Raw genomic sequence first — 18,147 nt, forward strand, 5'->3', positions numbered from 1 at the left:
TAATGGGCGTTGGCCCGGTCAATTACTACTCACGAAGGGCCTGATCTTTGACTTTGACAATCGGCTGCAGAAGGTAGTCCAAAACGGTTTTCTTGCCCGCAAGAATATCCACTTCGGCAATCATGCCGGGAATAATTTCAACCGCTACTCCGTTCCCATCCAACATCGAGTGGTTGGTCCGGATTTCCACGACAAAAACTTCTTCATCGTCCCGCTCAGATCGCGTCACGGTATCAGCCCCGATACGGATAATTTGCCCGTCCAAGGCCCCGTATCGAGCAAAATCATAGGCAGTAATCTTGATCCGAACCAACTGTTCAGGGTGCAGAAATGCGATGTCTTCGGGGCGGACATAGGCTTCGACCAACAAAGACTCATCCAGCGGTACAATTTCGATCAGTTCCTCACCGCTCCGTGCCATACCGCCTATGGTCGTGCGGTGAATGCGATTTACGATGCCGCGTACCGGCGACCTGATCTGCGCCTGTTCCGCTCTGTTTCGTAAGGCTGGCAGCGATGGTTCCAGAGTAGCCAGTTCCGCAGTTGCCAATGCAAGTTCGGTCAAAGCCGCGCTTCGAAACCTGCTTTGTGTCGCCCGAACCCGATCATCAATTTCCTCCAATCCTGTCTTCAGACGGTTGGTAGCGGCTTCAGCCCTGGTCCGGCGGCCTTGCCACTCAGCCTCGCTGCGTCGCAAAGACAATAGTGTCGTGGCGGGTTCCATCTGCTGTTCTACTAGGGGGGTAATGATTGCCCGTTCCTCGGCCAGAACTTTCAAAGTCTCGGACGCGGTCACCGTATCGACAAGCCCTTCTTCGTATTCTCTTAACCGCTGTTCCCGTTGGCTCATCAGAATTGAGATTTCTGCCTGCAACTCTGATCGCCGGCCTTGAAACAGAGCTGTCTCAGACTGAACAACAGTCGGCGCACCTTGGACCAGGATCGTATCAAATGTCAGCTCGGTCCCGTCTATCTCAGCTTGCAGGCGCTGGGATCGGGCTCTCAAGCCATATGCACGCTGTTCCTCTTGGCTGAGCTTGCTGTCGATTTGGGTGGTATCGAACTCCATCAGCAACTTCCCCTTTTCAACAACCTCGCCTTCTCGGACATTCAATGACTGCAGAATGCCGGACTCCGTAGCTTCAATCATCTGAACATCCGCCGACGGCACGATGCGGCCTTCTACACGGGTGACATCATCAAGTTCAGTGAAATGGGCCCAAAACGCTGCTGTCGCCAGGAAAGTCAGGATTACCAAGAGAAGCAATGAACTCCTGACCGGTGACCCGCCTCGCATTTCCCGGGCAAGCGAGGCTAGGTCATGATGCTGCGACATTCAGATGCCTCCGTTGCTTTCCGGAATGCTGTGACAGTATGCTTTTTGGTCCATCTACCCGTACTTTGCCGCCCTCTATGACGATAACCCTATCGACAAGTTCCAATAGGCTGGTTCGATGGGTTACGATCAGCATAGTTGTGTCGGGGGTCGCCTTTTTGAGCCGCTGTATGACCTCAGCTTCGGTTTTGACGTCCATGGCACTTGTTGGCTCGTCCAGAAGAAGAACCGGAGGTTTACCAATCAAGGCTCTGGCCAAGGCGATGGCCTGCCGTTGTCCCCCTGACAATCCCTCACCGCGCTCTGCCAGATTTTGGTCATAGCCTCCGGGATGGCGAGAGACAAAATCCTCGACCCCAGCGACTTGCCCCGCCCAAATCAGGTCCTCATCCCTTGGCCTGATTGCGCCGCTTTTGATATTGTCGCGGATTGACCCGGAAAACAGCCAAATATCTTGCAGAACAGAGCCGATATTGCGCCGCAAATCACCTGGATCAATTTGTCTGATATCGACCCCATCCAATTGAACAGACCCGGCGTCTGGATCGTACAAGCCAAGCATTAGCCGCGCGACCGTGCTTTTCCCCGAGCCGATCGGACCAAGGATTGCAACCTTCTCTCCGGGCGAGATGGTGAATGAAACACCGGACAAGACGTTGTCGTGTTTTTCGGGATAAGCAAACTGGATATTTTTGAAGGTTAATCTCCCTTCAAAGCGATCGCGACTGATCCAGCTCCGCCCTTCGGGGCGTTCACTGTCGGCCTGCATTAAGGCATTAAGGTTTTGATAGGCATTTCGGGCCTGATTAACCCGTGTCAGGGTCTGTGCCAGTTGCCCAAGAGGCGCAAGAGCCCGCCCGGTCAACATGACCGAAGCAACAAGCGCGCCCATGCTTGCCTGACCATCCATCACAAGAAAAACACCGTAGAAAACGATAAGGACCTGGGCGGCCTGTTGGGTAAATCCGGTCAGATTCAAGGCAAATTGAGTCACTGCCCTGCTGCGCGCGCCATGTGATGACTGAAGCTGTATGGCAGCCTCCCACCGCGACCTCATGAGCCGGGCCGCCGCTGTCGTTTTTATGGTCTCCAACCCGGATACAGTTTCGACCAGAACCGATTGCTTGGATTGACCATCGATGAAGCTTTTCTCGGCAAGGCGAGAAAGTATAGGTTGCACGATGATGCCTGCTAGCAAAACGACAGGCACAGCCAGAGCTGGAACAAGTGCAAGTGGGCCACCGACCAAGTAAATGACAAAGACAAACAATGCTATGAAGGGTAGATCCACGACTGCCACCAAGGTGGCGGATGTGAAAAACTCACGGAGTGTCTCAAATTCACGAATGGTGCTGGCCATGGCCCCTGTCGAACCTGTGCGCGCCTTCATGCGAATGTTGAGGACCTGGTCAAAGACTCTACGGCCCATCGAAATATCTGCTTTCTGGCCAGCCCGATCTATGAATCCTGCCCGCAGGAGTTTGAGCACGAAATCAAAAAGCAGCGCGATCCCAACACCTGCTGTCAAAGCAATCAGAGATTCTGTGGCTTCGTTTGGCAAAACACGGTCATAGACGACCATGATAAAGACCGAGGTAGATAGACCAAGCAGATTTGCCAACGCCGCCGCAAGCGCAACCTGAGTGTAAGACCAACGATTTGCCGCCATAGCGGACCAAAACCAGTGGCCCGAAGCAGAACTGGACCCCCTGGCTAAATCCTCACGGTGATTGCGCCGCAGCAGGATCGCAAACCCTGTATAGACTTCTGATAGCTCGGTTTGCTGAATTTGACCTATTTCCGTGCCAACCTCCGGATCATAGATCAGAACCCGACCATTTGAGGTTCGGCCATGAAACACAACGGATTTTCCCCCTTCAAGAATCAACAACGCAGGAACCAAAGTGTTGTCAAAAGCTGACAAAGCCCTTCTTCCGTATCCCGCCTGGACCCCAACACGCCGTGCCAGTTCCAATGAATCGCGGATTGTAAGCTCTCCGTTCGGGCCTGTTTGGGCCGCGAGAATCCCGGCAAAAGTGATTGGACAGTCAAGATGGGCCGCAGCGTGCATCAGGCATTTTTCAAAGCACGATAACTCGGGCGTTGCGAAGGCAGGTGTCAATTGTTTCATTGAGAACCCTCAACGGAACTGATTGAAATACCAAGGAGATCCAGGATGTCACCAGTCAAACTAAGGATTGCGTAGTCTGTCAGGAAATAGTTCTGTTCGGCTAGGATAAGTCTTTCCTGTGCATTCACATAGTCGCGCTGTGCGTCAAGGATTTCGATCAGACTGCGTCGTCCGATTGTGAATTGCGCTCGCGCCGCTGCAACACTGTCAGCATTCGCCTGCGCAGCTATTCGCGCCTCTCTAAGCCGTTGTGCTCCAGCAATTTGGTCAGCGCGAATTGTGTCCAGCTCTCTTTGTATTTCTCGCGTTAGGGATTGATGAACGAATTCCGCTTCGCGAACTTTGGCTTCAGCCGCGGTGATGGCGGCACGGCGCTGTCCAGTAGAGTCCAGCTCATAATTAAAGGACAGGTCGACCCCGAAATTTGCGTCATTGCTATCATCGCGATCCGCAAATGCCGAAACATTCACGCCGGGTTGACGGCGCGCCAAAGCGGCAGCACGTTCTGCCTTGGCGGCAAGCAGGGCCGCTTCTGAGCGTCGAATCTGCAGGCTTCCCGTTACGATACTATGATCCGATTGTGAGATCGTCGGCGCTTTGACTGGGGGTTGCAGATCACCTGACGGGCTGCCAAAAACTTCACGAAAACGGGCATCGGCGAGGTCCACTCTGGCTTTTGCATCCGCCAGTCGCGTCCGTGCATCGGCCATCCGCGACCGCGCTGTCAATACATCGGCGTTCGAACCAGCGCCTAATGCAGCCCTCTCGGAAATTTGTTGAACGAGCTGTTGGTGGACTTCCACATTTTTCACCGAAATATCCAGGATTTTCCGTAAATCCAAGACCACTATATAGGCCTCAATCGCAGCCAGAGCGGTTGCCGAGGCTGTTGATAACTGGCCGCCGCGACTTTCAAAAACCCGTGCTTTTGCAGCAGTCAAATCACCGGATGCGGCCCCCCCGTCATAAACGAGCTGTGAGATCCGCAGATAAGGGGTCACGTTGGCTGTGTCCGAGTCTACCCGCTCGGATCTGGCGTTGATTCCAAGTGAAACCTGCGGAAGAAAGGCCCCTTTTGCCGCGTCATGGTTGGCTACTGCCACATCCAGCGCGGACATAGATCGCGCCAGGTTGGGGCTGGTCTCGACGGCGTGCCGTACGCGCTTGCCAAAAGAGCTTGTGGTCAGTTTCTGAGACGGTTCCGGCGCGCGGAAACCCAAGGCCCCGGTCGAAAAAGAAGCCTCGACCCCGGCAATGTCAGGTGGCTGGGTACAGGCCGATACTATGCTGAAAGAGAGAGCAGAAATCAGAAAACTCAAAAAGCGACCGCATGTGGGCATTTGTCATTCACACTTCATTAGGGCCAGATTACGTCATCGGTTTGGGCTTGGGCGAATGCATTCATGAAACCGGTAAGTTCTGAATTTTCGGTGTATTTTACAGATGCACCGGCCTGGGAAATCTGCTTTTGCGCCTGAAAAAGCCATCTGAGATTGGATAATGAAGCCTGATGGCCATAGATCAGGCGTAAGCCTTTTGTTTCGACCAGTTCAAATTTGCGTTTTGCCGATAGCTGTTCCAGGCGTGCAGAGTTGATTTGCAACCAGTTATGTGCAGAGCCTAATTCCAAATTGCCGCTCAAAGGCTCAAACAGCCCAAATGCGTCTATCATCTTGCAAATTTCGGTTGTTCTAATCTGAGAGGTTGCGCGCGCTTTCAGGAAGTTTTGAACTTCTTTCAATTCAGTGCCGAGCGTATCCGGAGCTGAAAAAAAGGGATTGTCAGAACACTCTTCGGTCAACAGGCCCGAACCTTCATCTACGACCAGCTGAAAGGTGCTGCCGCTATCCAGCCGGCGGCACGTAAAAGGATGACTACGCAGTTCGGACGGAATATAGCTGGCCAGCCAACGCCCTTCTGTTGAAACAAATGGCGAGGGTTCACCAGCAAGAAGTGAATATACCGCAATCGGTTCAATTTCTGGGCCGGTCCTGCGAAACACGATCGGAAAAGTGGCTGCAATCTGGAGCACCTCTTCTTCCACGATCACGCTCTCGGTGCGTTCAGCTGCAAAGTCATAAGATGTGAAACGCTTCCAATACCGATGACGGTGACGGTTGAAATTGATCGGAACTAGGCCATTCTGTGCCATTTCTACCTCTTGAAAATCGAAAGTACTGCCACCCGCGTAGGGCGGCAGCGTAGTCGAGCGTCAGGCACTGGCCCCGGTTGGATCGGTATGCAGAATATTGTCAGCAGTAAGCCCGCTGAGGTCATCCAATCCGGTGAAATGGGCCACCGTTTCGACTGTCGCCGCATCGGATGCGGAATAGTCGACCTTGACCAGCACACTGTCAGTTCCATCCGTAGCCAGGACATAGATCTCGTCACCTGCTTCGGCGCCGGTAAGGCTTTCGACCGCTGTCTCGATGGTTTGAGCCGTCAGATCGCTCAGCTCTGTCGTCAAACCAACCACTCCGGTGTCCGCGCCTAGTGCATCCCCTACTGAAAGCGTTTCCACACCGGTTCCGTCGCCGCGCAAGCTGCCGACATCCAATCCACTGAACATGATCGCATCAGCGGTGTCAGTCGCGGGTCCAGTCGTGAAGCCAGTGATCGTATCAACGCCATTTGCTGTTGGGTCCGGCTCGAACACGACAATGTCCCGACCAGCACCTGAGACATCCACTGTGTCATCGCCGTCCTGGCCACGAATGACGTTGTCGATGTCGGTTGCAATCAATGTGTCGTCGCCTGACGTCCCGATCTGCAGCACCGATGGACCACCATCCGGAGTCGTCAACGTCAGAACAATCGGTTCAGAGGCATCTAGAACTGTCATCGTGAATGTGACGATGGGTTGGGACAGGTCGGAATAGGTGGTCGCCGCGCCAGCAAAACTGACGGCTGATCCACTCACCGGGTTCGTCAGGAACAAATCGAATGCCCCATTCTCGACATCTGATCCGGTGTCAAACGTCACCACTGAGGGATCGAAACCCAGTTCGGCTGTGATCGCCAGGCCGCTGGACAGATCCGTATCAGGATCTGCGTAGATTTCAAATATGACCGTTGATCCACTTTGGCCGGCTTCAGTGATCACATAGGCTGCAGGTTCATGGGCCGTGTTTTCATCCGTAACTGGCAAAGGGTCGGGTCCACCTGCCACAGATACCGTTGCGCCAAAGTCCAGATCATCTCCCGCCTCGACCGATGCAAAGGTGGCCGCACTTACCGCCAGTGTCCAGGTTCCGTCGGCGCCGACCGTAGCGGTTCCAACTGACACGGAATTCAACGTCACATCTACAGCCTCGCCTGCGGCAAGGCCTATTGACGTGCCAGAGACAACGACTCCTGAGTTTTGGGCGTCATCCAATGAAACGGCACCGTTTGTTCCGGTGTCATTGATTGTCAGGACAGGCCGGAAATCCGTGGTTAACGGGGTGGCGGCGGCGGTAGAGATGTTGCCGGCGGAATCCGTAACCGTCGCTGAAACCTGGAAGGTTGTGCTGTCTGCCAACGCTCCCAAGTCACCTGACGGAACGGTTGCTGACCAGGTGCCACTTGAGGCGGTGCCGGTATAGGATTGCCCGTTCAGTGTGACTGTAACCGTTTCCCCATCGGCGGCATCTGTTGTGCCGGTGATCGTCAGGTCACTATCTTTTTCGGATACATCCAGCTCTGACCCGACCGAAAGAGGGTCGATGGTGACCGCTGGTGCTGTATAGTCTGTGTCAAAACTGGTTGATGTCGCTGTTGTGTTCCCAGCCGCATCCGAAGCAGATGCCTCGACATCGTAGGTTTCGCTATCCTGAAGTCCGGCCAAATCCGCGGCTGAGGCGGTATAGGTCCAGGACCCGCCCATTACGGTCGCCGTGCCGGTGACGTCAACTGTGCCATCCTGCCGAACGATTTCTACGGTCACAACCGTGCCGTCTGCCGCATCGGAAGTTCCGGACACCGTAAGGTCGGTTCCTTGTTCTGCTGCGTTCATGACAGCACCATCCGACAACCCGGTGATGGAAACCGCCGGTGCTGTGAAATCCGTTGTGAAACTGCCGCTGGCCTGCAGGGCCGGATTGCCAGCCGCGTCAGAGACATCTGCGGTAACATTGACGGTTGCTGCATCGGACAGGGCAGCAAGATCTATCGCCGGGACGGTCGCCGACCAGGTACCGCCAGAGGCGGTTGCGGTGTAGTCCTGCCCATTCATGGAAACGGTTACGGTTTGACCATTCTCAGCATTCGTCGTGCCAGAGATCGTCAGATCAGTGCCCTGTTCGGCTGCATTCATGACAGCGCCATCAGAGAAGATGTCGATGCTGACTGTTGGCGCACTGGCATCCTTAGACAGGGGCACACTTGCCTGCGGCGCTGACAGGCCGTCTGTGTCAAGCACATCCGCCGTGATCGTGAAATCGCCCCCATCTGCCAGCGATGCAAGATCGCTTGCAGGGACGGTGACGCTCCAACTGCCGCCGCTGACTGTACCGGTGTAGGTTTGTCCATCCAGGGTGACTGTCACCATCTGGCCGTCCTGAACGTTTCCTGTCGTGCCAGAGATTGTCAGATCAGACCCGGTTTCGGCAGCGTTGATGACCGCGCCAACTGACAATGGCGCGATATTCACCGAGGGTCCCGTCAGATCGACCGGAACCGAGGCGGTGACCGGTACCGATGGGTTTCCTGCCACATCATCTACGGCAACACTTACCGTGGCCGGATTTCCGGTGGAAAGCGAGCCGAGGTCGCTGCTGGGTATGGTGACACTCCAAGTACCGCCTGACACGGTGCCGGTATATGTTTGGCCATCGAAGGTCACGGTGACTGTCTGCCCGTCTGCGGCGGATGTCGACCCGGTGACAATCAGGTCAGAGCCGATGTCCCCCAGGCCAATCGAACCGCCAGAGACCGGATCAAGCGTGATCGTTGGAGCGCTAAAGTCTGTGTCAAAGCTTGCGCTTGTCTGCATCGCCGGATTTCCTGCGCGGTCGTCGACATCGGCAGTCACTGAAACGGTCACCCCGTCAGGCAGGGCGGCCAGGTCTGTGGCTGGCACGGTAACACTCCAGTGGCCGCCGCCATTCACTGTCCCAGTATAAGTCTGCCCGTTTACAGATACCGTTACTGTTTGACCTCTCTCGGCGTCAGAAGTGCCAGAGATTGTAAGATCAGTCGCCTGCTCGGCGGCATTCAGAATGGCCCCGTCCGAAAAGCCCGTAATGCTGACCGTCGGTGGAAGAGTATCCACATCGAATCTTACCGTTTCGACCGATACTTCCTCACCCGCTCCATCCAGGTTGCGAACGGTGACTGTTGTCACACCTTGAGGAAGGCTAGCTGCCTCAACCGCCGTAAGGGAAATACTCCAACTGCCATCTGGATTGGGCGTTGCCGTCTTGGTCAGTGACCCGATTGTCACCTCGACCGTTGTGGTTCCGGTCGGTGCCATCAGGTTTGCGCTGGCGCTGTTCAATGCGTTCGCTTGCAGACCAGCAAGGTTCAGGCTTTGGAAATCCGGCGCAGGCGACGGAGCCTCGTCATTTCCACCGCCGCCGCCACCTCCTCCTCCTGCTGCGGCTGCACCCGCCAGACCAAGGCCCCCCAAAACAGCACCGGCGCCGCTAACGCCGCCAGCGGCTGCTGCGGCTCCCCCGGCTTCGGCGGCCAGTGCGAATTGCGCGATTTCCGCCGCCGCATCTTCGGCAATCATGATGGAGCCGCCATCCAGGATATGAACATTCTCTGCCGAGACCAAAACCGTGCGCCCATCTTCCAATTTGAGGAGAACATCGCCATTTGCCAGTAGCTTTGCGCTGTTAACGCCGGGAATCGCATCAGCGAATTGGAAGGTGTCCAGTTCTTCGGTCGTGGCCTGTGCCAACGCAGGAAGGGCAAGCAAGGCCGAACTTAGGCTGCCTGCGATACCGCGCCCGACCCAGCGGCGCATTTTGTTGTCGATCCACTTGCGTATCTGTTGCCGCTGACCCGCATCGGGCCGGGTACTTGCAGGATTGCGTGTCATATCAGGTGTTTTGGTCATCTTGCCCTCACATGCTGTTTCCGCGCTGAAATCATGGGCAGCGACGTTTTGTTCATGTGTGTTGCCCATCGGATGTTCATGCGGTCGGACCAGAAAAAATTGTGTTAAACTGAAACCGAACTCCTCGTTTTCACCACAATCCCGCTTTGGTATTGGACCGGGCATCAGATCATCCTGTTCAAGAGCCAGATTTTGGCGTGGGGTGATTTGGTATGATGCTTCAGTTCGGCGGAGTAGTTGCAACAGGGAGCGCAGCGCTCGATTCAGGTATCGGCGATACGGCTTTAGAAACGTTTAACGGGGAAACGTATCTGTACAGCCTGACCGGACAGGGAGGGGGCATTGTCGTATGGCACCTCGTCGAAGGCGCGGTTCCCCAGCAGCAAGACATAGAATATTTCAGTGGTGCAATCTCGGGCACCGTTGGACGTTCCGGGGTAACGGTTTCTCTGTTGGGGGGCGATCACATCGTTCTGGATGTCAGGTCCGCAGCCGGCCTTGTCAGCTACGAAATCCTTCCAGACGGATCTATCGGAGAATTACAGGAAACCGGGACCCTGAGCGGTGGGGGTGGCTATTCGGCCTTAGTGCAGGTTTCCTTTGGATCGGTCGACATTCTGGCCGTGGCGCAAGAGGGCAGCGGGTTGATTTCGACCTATACGGTCGGCTCAGACGGCTCACTGACCTTTGCGGGGGCCGTTGCAGGTCAGGCCGACTCGATCCAGACCGCTTACTCCGGGTCGGATCATTTTGTCGTCCTAACCGACGCTACCAGCAATTCGATAACGACCTATTTGGTGGACAGCAGCGCGGGAACCTTGAGCCTCGCAGATTCTGGCGATGGGGTCTCGACTTTGGGCATTGGCGCCCCAACGGCCGTCGAAATTGTGCGGGCGCATGGCCATTCCTGGGTCATCGTTGCTGGCAGCGAAAGCAACACGATCAGCGTCATGGAGCTGTCTGGTGATGGCCGGTTGATACCCACCGATCATGTGCTGGATACACTGAATACCCGCTTTGAATCGGTTCAGGACCTGGCCGTGGTCGAAGTGAATGGTCAGGTGTTTGTCGTGGCCGGGGGAGGCGATGATGGGGTGACACTGTTTACCCTGACACCGGATGGTCAACTGGTCTATCTGGACAGTTTTGCCGATACGTTGAGCACCGGGCTGCAAAATGTCGAATCGCTCAGCGTGGCCCATATCGGGGACGAAATTCAGATCTTTGCGGCCTCACAAGAAGAGGCTGGGTTGACGCAGCTTACTTTTTCGGTCGCTGACTTGGGTATCGTCGCGGACGGTTATGGGACAGTCACTGGCACCGCGCAGAACGATATGCTCAGTGGCAGCATCCTTGATGCCTCTCTACTTGGCGGCGGCGGCGATGACATCCTGATAGCGGGGATTGGGGCCACTACGATGACCGGCGGTTCCGGGTCTGATATCTTTGTGATGCAGACCGGAACCGCGATGACAACGATTACCGATTTTGAAGTCGGATCGGACAGGCTGGATCTGTTTGACTATCCATTTCTGCGCTCACCTGGACAGCTCACTTTTACGTCCACCGCGCAAGGTGCGCAGATCGAGTATCTGGATAATGTGGTTCAGGTGTTTTCGGCGTCAGGTGCTCCGCTGACCAGTTCAGATGTCTTCGGCGCCGGATTTGGCGGGCCAGACCATATTCCGGTGGATTTGAACGGTTTGGGCGGGCTCGACCCGGACAGTTCGGCAGGCATTCAAGGGAATATTACCATTGATTCACAAGTTGCAAATCCCGGTCTGTCAAACGCTGAAATACGTTTCACCCCGGAAGGGGGCGGCACGGTTAGTGTCCAAGCCGACGATGAAGGGAGGTTCGATCTGGATCTGCCTTCGGGCACATTTATCGGTGAACTGGATATCATAAAGTCCTATTCGGCTGGGACCGGCGAGATCACCGCTCTGGACGCATTGCAGGTCTTGCGACTTTCCGTGGGACTGGACCCGACATGGGGGCAGGCAGCACCGGAAAACCTGATTGCGGCCGATATAAATCAAGATGGCCTCATCAACGCTCTGGATGCGCTGGCTATCTTGCAGATCGCCGTTGGATTGCCCACAGCGCATGAGGCAGAGTGGGTGTTTCTGGACGCAGATGCCGATTTGTCGGGGATCACAAGTTCAAACGTGACCTACGAAACCGGTGTCGATGTCGTCGCGGTAGACGGAGTGATCACGACTGACATGACTTCGATCCTGTTGGGCAATCTCGAAGCGGTTTAAAGACGACGGAATCTATTCCCGGAAGGCCCTGTTAAAGTAATCGGCCATCGGTTTTATCAGATATGAAAACGGGGATCGCTCGTCCGTCTTGATCATCGCTTCGACTGGCATGCCGGGTACAAGGCGTTGCCCGTTCAGGCGCTCGATCTGGTTGGCATCAGGTAACATTTCAGCGCGATAAAATGTGTGTCCGGTGTTCTCATCAGTGAACGTATCGGCAGAAATCGTGACAACATGCCCTTCGATTTCGGGGGTTTCGCGTTGGTTGAAGGCGGGAAATCGCAGGAGGGCGGGCTGCCCAATATACACTTGGTCCACATGAATCGCATCTACGCGAGCGGCAATCAGCAGAGGAATTTCCTGTGGTACGACATACATCATCGGTTCTGCCGGTTGTACAACCGAATGCAGTGCAAACACCTGGCTTCCATAGACAGTACCGGAAACCGGCGCCCTAATATCCAGCCGCGATAGACGAACAGCAAGCGAGAGCCTGCGTTCAGACAGTTCGGCGATTTTCGATTGCGCATCGCGTAAGGCGGTGATTGCTTCTTCGCGGCGTGTCGCCTGCAGTTCTACAATCTTGATCTCGGTTGCCGCGATTTGGCCTTTGAGCCGCGCGGCAGCCGCTTCGAGCCTGCCTATTTCACCTGTCAGGCTGGCTTCTTCGCGTTGCAAGGCGGAGACCCGACTGGCTTGTGTCAGACCGCGTTGAAGCAGGCTTTGCTGGTCCTGCAGCTCCTCTTGTATCAGATCGACCTGACGGCGCAGCGAGACCAGTTGCGCCAAGGTGCCCTCGATCTCGCTTTCTATCTGAATGAGTTGCTTGCTCAACTGCTGAGTCTGCTGATTTAGGGTATTCAGACGCGCCTCGAACAGGCGTTGCTGGCCGGCGATCAGCTCAGGGTCAATGTCTTCTTGTTTCTGTACGTCGTTCAGCGCGGATGTCAAAACAATCAGATCAGTGCCATCGCGTTCGGCCTGAAGCCGCGCCTTTCGGACGAGTAATTCAAACAGCTGCGCCTCAACGATGGTCTTTTCCGAGGTCAGAAACGTGTCATCCAGACGTAACAGAATGTCGCCGCCGGTGACGGAGTCACCGTCGCGCACAAAAATCTCGCCGACCACGCCACCGTCTGGATGCTCGACTACCTGGCGGTTGCTTTGAACTTCGATGACGCCCTGCGATACAATGGCGCCTGCCAGCCTGGTCTGCACCGCCCAAAAGCCCAACCCGCCGACTAAAATAGCCAGTGCGAGAAACCCGACCAGAGCAGGAAATGTAATGCGCCAAACAGGGCGCGTGTCATTATGATTGGGCTTTTGCATTACTCACCCACCCGTGCCAGACCTTTTTTGATCGCATTTGCGTTCTGAACCATGGCGCTTAGCACCTCATCGCGGCTGCCGGATTTCACGACCTGGCCATTTTCAACAACAGCAAGATCGTCGCATTCCGAAATGGCCTGTGGTCGGTGCGTCATGATGATGGCTGATTTACCCGCGGCCTTCAGTTCTCGGATCGCGGTGTTCAATGCCTCAGTGCCATCAGCATCCAGAGCCGAGTTCGGCTCGTCCAGGATCAGTAGGACAGGATCTCCATACAAAGCGCGCGCCAGAGCAATACGTTGCTTTTGACCACCCGACAGTTGACTGTCATTGCCTTCCAGAAACGTGTCGTACCCCTTTTCCAACGTCAGGATCAGGTCATGTGCCTTGGCTTTTTTGGCTGCAGCGATGACCGCTTCCGAATCCGGGTTTTGGGACATCCGGGCGATGTTTTCGGTCACTGTTCCGTTGAACAAAGTGACTTCCTGCGGCAGATAGCCGATGTGTTGGCCCAAATCATCAGTGCCGTATTGATCCAGCGTAGCGCCTCCAAGCCTGATTTCGCCAACGGCCGGTTTCCACAATCCTAACAGGGCCTTGGCAAGCGTGGATTTTCCTGACCCGCTTTTGCCGATCACGCCCAAAGCTTTGCCCGGTTCTAGTTTCAGTGAAACGTTCCTGAGTGTCGGTAAATCGGCGCCGGGTGGTACAACGGTCAGTCCTTTGGCGGTCAGGTGCGCATCTGGTACAGGCAATTTGGTCCGGTCCGGCTCGGGCGGGGTGGTGTCCAGGAATCGGTTCAGTGAAATCCACGCAGATCGCGCACGCTCCACCAATGCCCATTGGCCCACCGCCTGCTCGACCGGGGCCAATGCGCGCCCAAGCAGGATGGACCCTGCAATCATTGCCCCAGGGGACAGTTCGTTTCTTAAAACCAGCAACGCTCCCAATGCCAGCATGGCAGATTGCAAGAACAGCCGCATCGACTTGGTTAATGAGGTAAAGCTTCCGGTCCAGTCGCTTGCCGAGATGGTCTGTCTCAGCGCATCGGTCCTCTGGGTCAGCCAGCGTTGCGAGATGTCATGCTGCATTCCTTGCGAGCGGACAACTTCAGCGGCTTGTCTGGCATGTTCCGAGAATGAGCCTGCCCGCGCCGAGGCCTGCTGCGCAGCGGCCACCTTTCTATGAGTGAGTGCCTGATTAAGCAGAGCGATAACAATCAGGATCGCACCACCCGCAACGGCAAGCCATCCAAGCATCGGGTGGAATAGGAAGATTGCTGCCAGAAAAACCGGTGTCCAGGGGATATCCATTACGGCCAGCAAAACAGGTGAGGAACACAGGTTCTGGATTGCCTCAAGGTCGCGCAAGGCAGTGGCTGGGGCTGCACGGGCCTGCGGAACAAGAGATTTTCGCAGCGTTGCCTCGAACACCCGCTCGTCCAGTTGCGACTGGAACCTCGCTCCGAACCGCGCAACAATACGTCCTCGCGCAAAATCCAGCATGGCCATAAGGCTATATAATAGAGCGACAATCAGAAACAGCGCCGTGAGGGTTTCAACCGCCCGAGAGGCAAGGACCCGGTCATAAACCTGCAGCATGAATAAAGGCCCCGTCAGCATCAGCAGGTTGACAAAGATGCTGAACAGGAAGGCCAGTGCCAGAAATGACAGCCCCTTGTTGCGCACCTTGTGCAACTCATGTCTGGCAGGCAGGGACCTGGGAATTTCAGAGCTCACGTTGTTAGCCTTGGGTTACTGTTCGATACGGGCATTTGCGCCTTAATTTCTTGCACATTAGCCTTTGGTAAGCCTAATGCAAATGTGCGACTACCCGGTTCAGGGAAATGGGCTGATATGTCAACATGATCACCACAGTCTCAAGCGGGTTTCTGCCAGACTGGGGCGATGGATCGCAAGGTGCTAAACGCTGCGCTCAAATGAGCTACTTACGATCTGTAGGAAAGCAAAAACTGACCAACCTGAATCCGGCGTCAGCCTGAATTCTATTGATGCAGGTCAATGCGCAGCGCCAGCGAATGGCGTTCATGTAGAACCGTTCAGGTCGCCTCGGGGTCATTCATCCTTTGAAATCTCATATTGAGACTGTATGAAGGGACCGGAAGTTTCGAAACCCAATCTCAGCTCTTTTAGGAGTTTGATGACATGAAGCTCAAGTTTCCAACTGCATATACAATTCTGTTTGCGTTGATAGCACTGGTCGCCATTGCAACATGGTTTGTTCCCGCTGGCCAATATGACCGCGTCGCTAACGAAGCCCTGGGACGCGATGTTCCGGTACCGGGCAGCTATCAGGTTGTCGAGCCCAATCCGCAGGGGTTCTATGATGTCGTACTGGCCCCTATCGGGGGGTTTTATGACCCTGTCAGTTATGAAGCGCGGGCGATTGATGTTGCACTTTTTGTGCTGGTGATTGGCGGTTTTTTGGGAGTTGTAACGCGAACCGGGGCGATTGACGCCGGGATAGCGCGCGCAATGGTGCGTCTAAAGGGGCGCGAGAAATGGATGATCCCCATCTTGATGGCCTTCTTTGCTGCGGGGGGCACAATCTATGGCATGGCCGAAGAGTCACTGGCTTTTTACGCGCTGATCATCCCAGTGATGATTGCCGCGCGCTATGACGCGGTAGTGGGTGTGGCCATCATCATGCTGGGGGCGGGGGTTGGCACGCTGGGATCGACGATTAACCCGTTTGCCACAGTCATCGCCTCGGATGCGGCGGGGGTGCCCTTCACCAATGGCATAATGCTGCGCTTTGCGCTGTTGCTGGCATGCTGGTTGGCCTGTGTGGTCTTTGTCATGCGATATGCAGCCAAGGTCAAAGCCGATCCGGATCTGTCCATCGTTGCCGACAAGCGCGAAAGCAATGAGGCGCATTTCCTCAAAGGTGGCCGCACGGGCGGTGAAGCTCCGACCTTTACGAGTATGCATGGGCTGATCCTTTTGATCTTTGCGGCCAGCTTTGGCGTGATGATCTGGGGTGTCGCGGCAGGAGGCTGGTGGATGGCCGAGATGTCCGGCCTGTTCATTGTGTCCTCGATAGTCGTGGGATTGATCGCACGGATCGGGGAAGAGGAATTCACCTCGACCTTCGTTGACGGTGCCCGGGATTTGCTGGGCGTTGCGCTGGTGATCGGGATCGCACGCGGGATCGTAGTGGTCATGGACGCAGGAAACATCACCGATACCATTTTGTATTGGGCAGAAGGTGCCGTGGATGGTTTAGGCAAAGTGGCCTTTATCAATGCGATGTTCGCCTTGCAGGGGCTGTTGTCCTTCCTCGTCCCGTCATCTTCGGGCTTGGCGGTTCTGACGATGCCGATCATGGCGCCGCTAGCAGACTTTTCCGGCGTAGAACGGTCTTTGGTCGTGACGGCCTATCAGTCAGCCAGCGGTTTGGTGAACCTGATTAACCCCACCTTTGCGGTGGTCATGGGCGGGCTTGCCCTGGGGCGTGTGCCCTATGAACGCTGGCTCAGTTTCATGTGGCCGCTTTTACTGATCCTGATCGTCATCATCATGGCCGGGCTCAGCCTTTCCGCGTTGGCATGAGGTCGCATTATGCCCACCGACACCCGATCTAAACCCAAAGGAACCCTTGGGTTCTGGATGTGCACCGCGCTGGTGGTGGGCAATATGATCGGGTCCGGTATTTTCCTGCTGCCGTCTTCTCTGGCCGCGTTCGGGCCAATCTCGATGGCGGGATGGGTTCTGACCGCAGGAGGCGCGATTGTTCTGGCGTTAATCTTCGGGCGACTGGCGCGATTGTCTTCAAATACCGGTGGGCCATACGCTTATGCGCGCGAGGGCTTTGGTGATTTCGCGGGCTTCCTGATTGCTTGGGGCTATTGGATCGCGCTGTGGTCTGGGAATGCCGCCGTTGCCGTCGCCCTTGCTGGCTATCTCAGCTTTATGGTACCCGCCATCGGGGAAACTGCGCTCGCGGGATTGGCGGTCTCACTTGGTGCGATTTGGCTGCTCACCTGGGTCAATCTGCGCGGCGTTCGGCAGGCCGGGATTGTGCAAGTGGTGACCACGGTGATGAAGCTGGCCCCGCTGCTGGTGCTGATCCTGCTGGGACTGTCCCATGTCCAACCTGAAAACTTCCGGCCGGCTAACCTTAGTGGAATGTCGAACATTTCGGCGATCTCGGCCTGCGCGGCGTTGACGCTTTGGGCCTTTGTGGGGCTCGAATCCGCAACGGTTCCGGCGGGCGATGTCAGGAACCCTACCAAAACGATCCCTCTTGCGACGATTGTCGGAACCTGTGTTGCCGCATTGGTCTATATCGCCACGACCTATGTGGCGCTTGGGGTGGTGCCATCCGGCACGCTGGCCGGAAGCAACGCACCGCTGGCGGATGTTGCGCATGTGATGTGGGGGTTTGGCGGTGCGGTATTCATCGCGGTCGGGGCCTGCGTTTCGACCTTCGGCACGCTCAACGGATTTGTGCTGCTTACCGGGCAAGTGCCACTGGGCGCTGCCCGCGACGGGTTGTTCCCGGCCGGTTTTGCCCGGGTGTCACGGACCGGTACGCCTGCATTTGGCCTGATCTCCTCAAGCCTGCTAGCCAGCGCTTTGATCGCTATGAACTATACCCGATCTCTGGCTGAACAGTTTGAATTCATCATTCTGTTGGCCACCCTATCCACGCTGGTTCCCTACCTGCTGTGCGCAGGTGCCGAGATAATGATCCGCGCAAAACGCAAAGAACGCACCCGCCTGCCACCGCAGGCCTTTGTGCTGGCGGGTCTCGGTTTTGTCTATTCATTCTGGGCGATTTTCGGCGCTGGAAAAGACGTCGTTTTCTGGGGCGTCCTGTTGCTGTTGGCTGGGTTGCCCATCCATGTCTGGCTGCGTTGGCAGTCCGGCGCGATTACATCAAAGGAGATATCATGACTGGATTTGGCGCACATTCCGAGATTGGGAAACTTCGAAAGGTGATGGTCTGCGAACCGGGTCTGGCCCATTCCCGCCTGACCCCCGGCAATGCGGCAGAGTTGCTTTATGACGATGTCCTTTGG

Annotated in this window: 10 protein-coding genes; 3 read left to right on the forward strand and 7 right to left on the reverse strand. The window is 55.8% G+C overall.

Annotated elements, in window-relative coordinates; translation table 11 throughout:
* Positions 1–25: 25 nt before the first annotated feature.
* Genes AC2FLB_RS18565 through AC2FLB_RS18585 form a run of 5 tightly spaced genes read right to left on the reverse strand, consistent with a single transcriptional unit; the run spans position 26 to position 9,579 of the window.
* A complete protein-coding gene (locus AC2FLB_RS18565) occupies positions 26–1,336 on the reverse strand; it encodes an HlyD family type I secretion periplasmic adaptor subunit (protein WP_496702130.1) in 1,311 nt (436 codons plus the stop codon).
* Positions 1,320–3,467 carry a type I secretion system permease/ATPase gene (locus tag AC2FLB_RS18570; protein ID WP_496709827.1) on the reverse strand — a complete coding sequence of 716 codons (2,148 nt, stop codon included), beginning with the start codon at positions 3,465–3,467 and terminating at the stop codon, positions 1,320–1,322. Before AC2FLB_RS18570 ends, AC2FLB_RS18565 begins: the two co-directional genes overlap by 17 nt.
* The gene (locus AC2FLB_RS18575) at positions 3,464–4,786 is read right to left on the reverse strand and encodes a TolC family protein (RefSeq protein ID WP_496702127.1); all 1,323 of its coding nucleotides are present in this window, start codon (positions 4,784–4,786) and stop codon (positions 3,464–3,466) included. Before AC2FLB_RS18575 ends, AC2FLB_RS18570 begins: the two co-directional genes overlap by 4 nt.
* A 38-nt stretch (positions 4,787–4,824) precedes the next feature.
* Positions 4,825–5,619, reverse strand: a complete 795-nt coding sequence (locus AC2FLB_RS18580) for a SapC family protein (RefSeq protein ID WP_496709828.1) — start codon at positions 5,617–5,619, stop codon at positions 4,825–4,827.
* A gap of 60 nt (positions 5,620–5,679) precedes the next feature.
* Positions 5,680–9,579: a beta strand repeat-containing protein gene (locus AC2FLB_RS18585; protein WP_496709829.1), complete on the reverse strand. Its 3,900-nt coding sequence runs from the start codon at positions 9,577–9,579 to the stop codon at positions 5,680–5,682.
* A gap of 143 nt (positions 9,580–9,722) precedes the next feature.
* Between AC2FLB_RS18585 and AC2FLB_RS18590 the strand changes: the two genes are divergently transcribed.
* Positions 9,723–11,774: a dockerin type I domain-containing protein gene (locus AC2FLB_RS18590; protein ID WP_496709830.1), complete on the forward strand. Its 2,052-nt coding sequence runs from the start codon at positions 9,723–9,725 to the stop codon at positions 11,772–11,774.
* A gap of 12 nt (positions 11,775–11,786) precedes the next feature.
* Here the strand turns inward: AC2FLB_RS18590 and AC2FLB_RS18595 are convergent, their stop codons facing one another.
* Together AC2FLB_RS18595 and AC2FLB_RS18600 are read right to left on the reverse strand one after the other, a co-directional pair.
* Positions 11,787–13,103 carry an HlyD family type I secretion periplasmic adaptor subunit gene (locus AC2FLB_RS18595; protein ID WP_496709831.1) on the reverse strand — a complete coding sequence of 439 codons (1,317 nt, stop codon included), beginning with the start codon at positions 13,101–13,103 and terminating at the stop codon, positions 11,787–11,789.
* Entirely contained in the window at positions 13,103–14,842 is a 1,740-nt protein-coding gene (locus AC2FLB_RS18600) for a type I secretion system permease/ATPase (RefSeq protein WP_496691566.1), read from the reverse strand. The genes AC2FLB_RS18595 and AC2FLB_RS18600 overlap by 1 nt, the downstream gene beginning before the upstream one ends.
* 426 nt (positions 14,843–15,268) lie before the next feature.
* Between AC2FLB_RS18600 and AC2FLB_RS18605 the strand changes: the two genes are divergently transcribed.
* Both AC2FLB_RS18605 and AC2FLB_RS18610 read left to right on the forward strand, forming a co-directional pair.
* Complete coding sequence (locus tag AC2FLB_RS18605; protein ID WP_496702704.1) at positions 15,269–16,675, forward strand: YfcC family protein; 1,407 nt, start codon at positions 15,269–15,271, stop codon at positions 16,673–16,675.
* A gap of 9 nt (positions 16,676–16,684) precedes the next feature.
* On the forward strand, positions 16,685–18,022 hold the full coding sequence (locus AC2FLB_RS18610) for an amino acid permease (RefSeq protein ID WP_496709832.1): 1,338 nt from the start codon (positions 16,685–16,687) through the stop codon (positions 18,020–18,022).
* Positions 18,023–18,147 lie beyond the last annotated feature (125 nt).

It is taken from the genome of Ruegeria sp. CDSA236 (assembly GCF_059611285.1).

What these genes read in the sequence shown, in the direction of transcription:
- AC2FLB_RS18590 (WP_496709830.1), top strand. Translation starts at nt 9,723, where the DNA reads ATGATGCTTCAGTTCGGCGGAGTAGTTGCAACAGGGAGCGCAGCGCTC.
- AC2FLB_RS18585 (WP_496709829.1), bottom strand. Translation starts at nt 9,579, where the DNA reads ATGGGCAACACACATGAACAAAACGTCGCTGCCCATGATTTCAGCGCG.
- AC2FLB_RS18565 (WP_496702130.1), bottom strand. Translation starts at nt 1,336, where the DNA reads ATGTCGCAGCATCATGACCTAGCCTCGCTTGCCCGGGAAATGCGAGGC.
- AC2FLB_RS18570 (WP_496709827.1), bottom strand. Translation starts at nt 3,467, where the DNA reads ATGAAACAATTGACACCTGCCTTCGCAACGCCCGAGTTATCGTGCTTT.
- AC2FLB_RS18580 (WP_496709828.1), bottom strand. Translation starts at nt 5,619, where the DNA reads ATGGCACAGAATGGCCTAGTTCCGATCAATTTCAACCGTCACCGTCAT.
- AC2FLB_RS18610 (WP_496709832.1), top strand. Translation starts at nt 16,685, where the DNA reads ATGCCCACCGACACCCGATCTAAACCCAAAGGAACCCTTGGGTTCTGG.
- AC2FLB_RS18605 (WP_496702704.1), top strand. Translation starts at nt 15,269, where the DNA reads ATGAAGCTCAAGTTTCCAACTGCATATACAATTCTGTTTGCGTTGATA.
- AC2FLB_RS18595 (WP_496709831.1), bottom strand. Translation starts at nt 13,103, where the DNA reads ATGCAAAAGCCCAATCATAATGACACGCGCCCTGTTTGGCGCATTACA.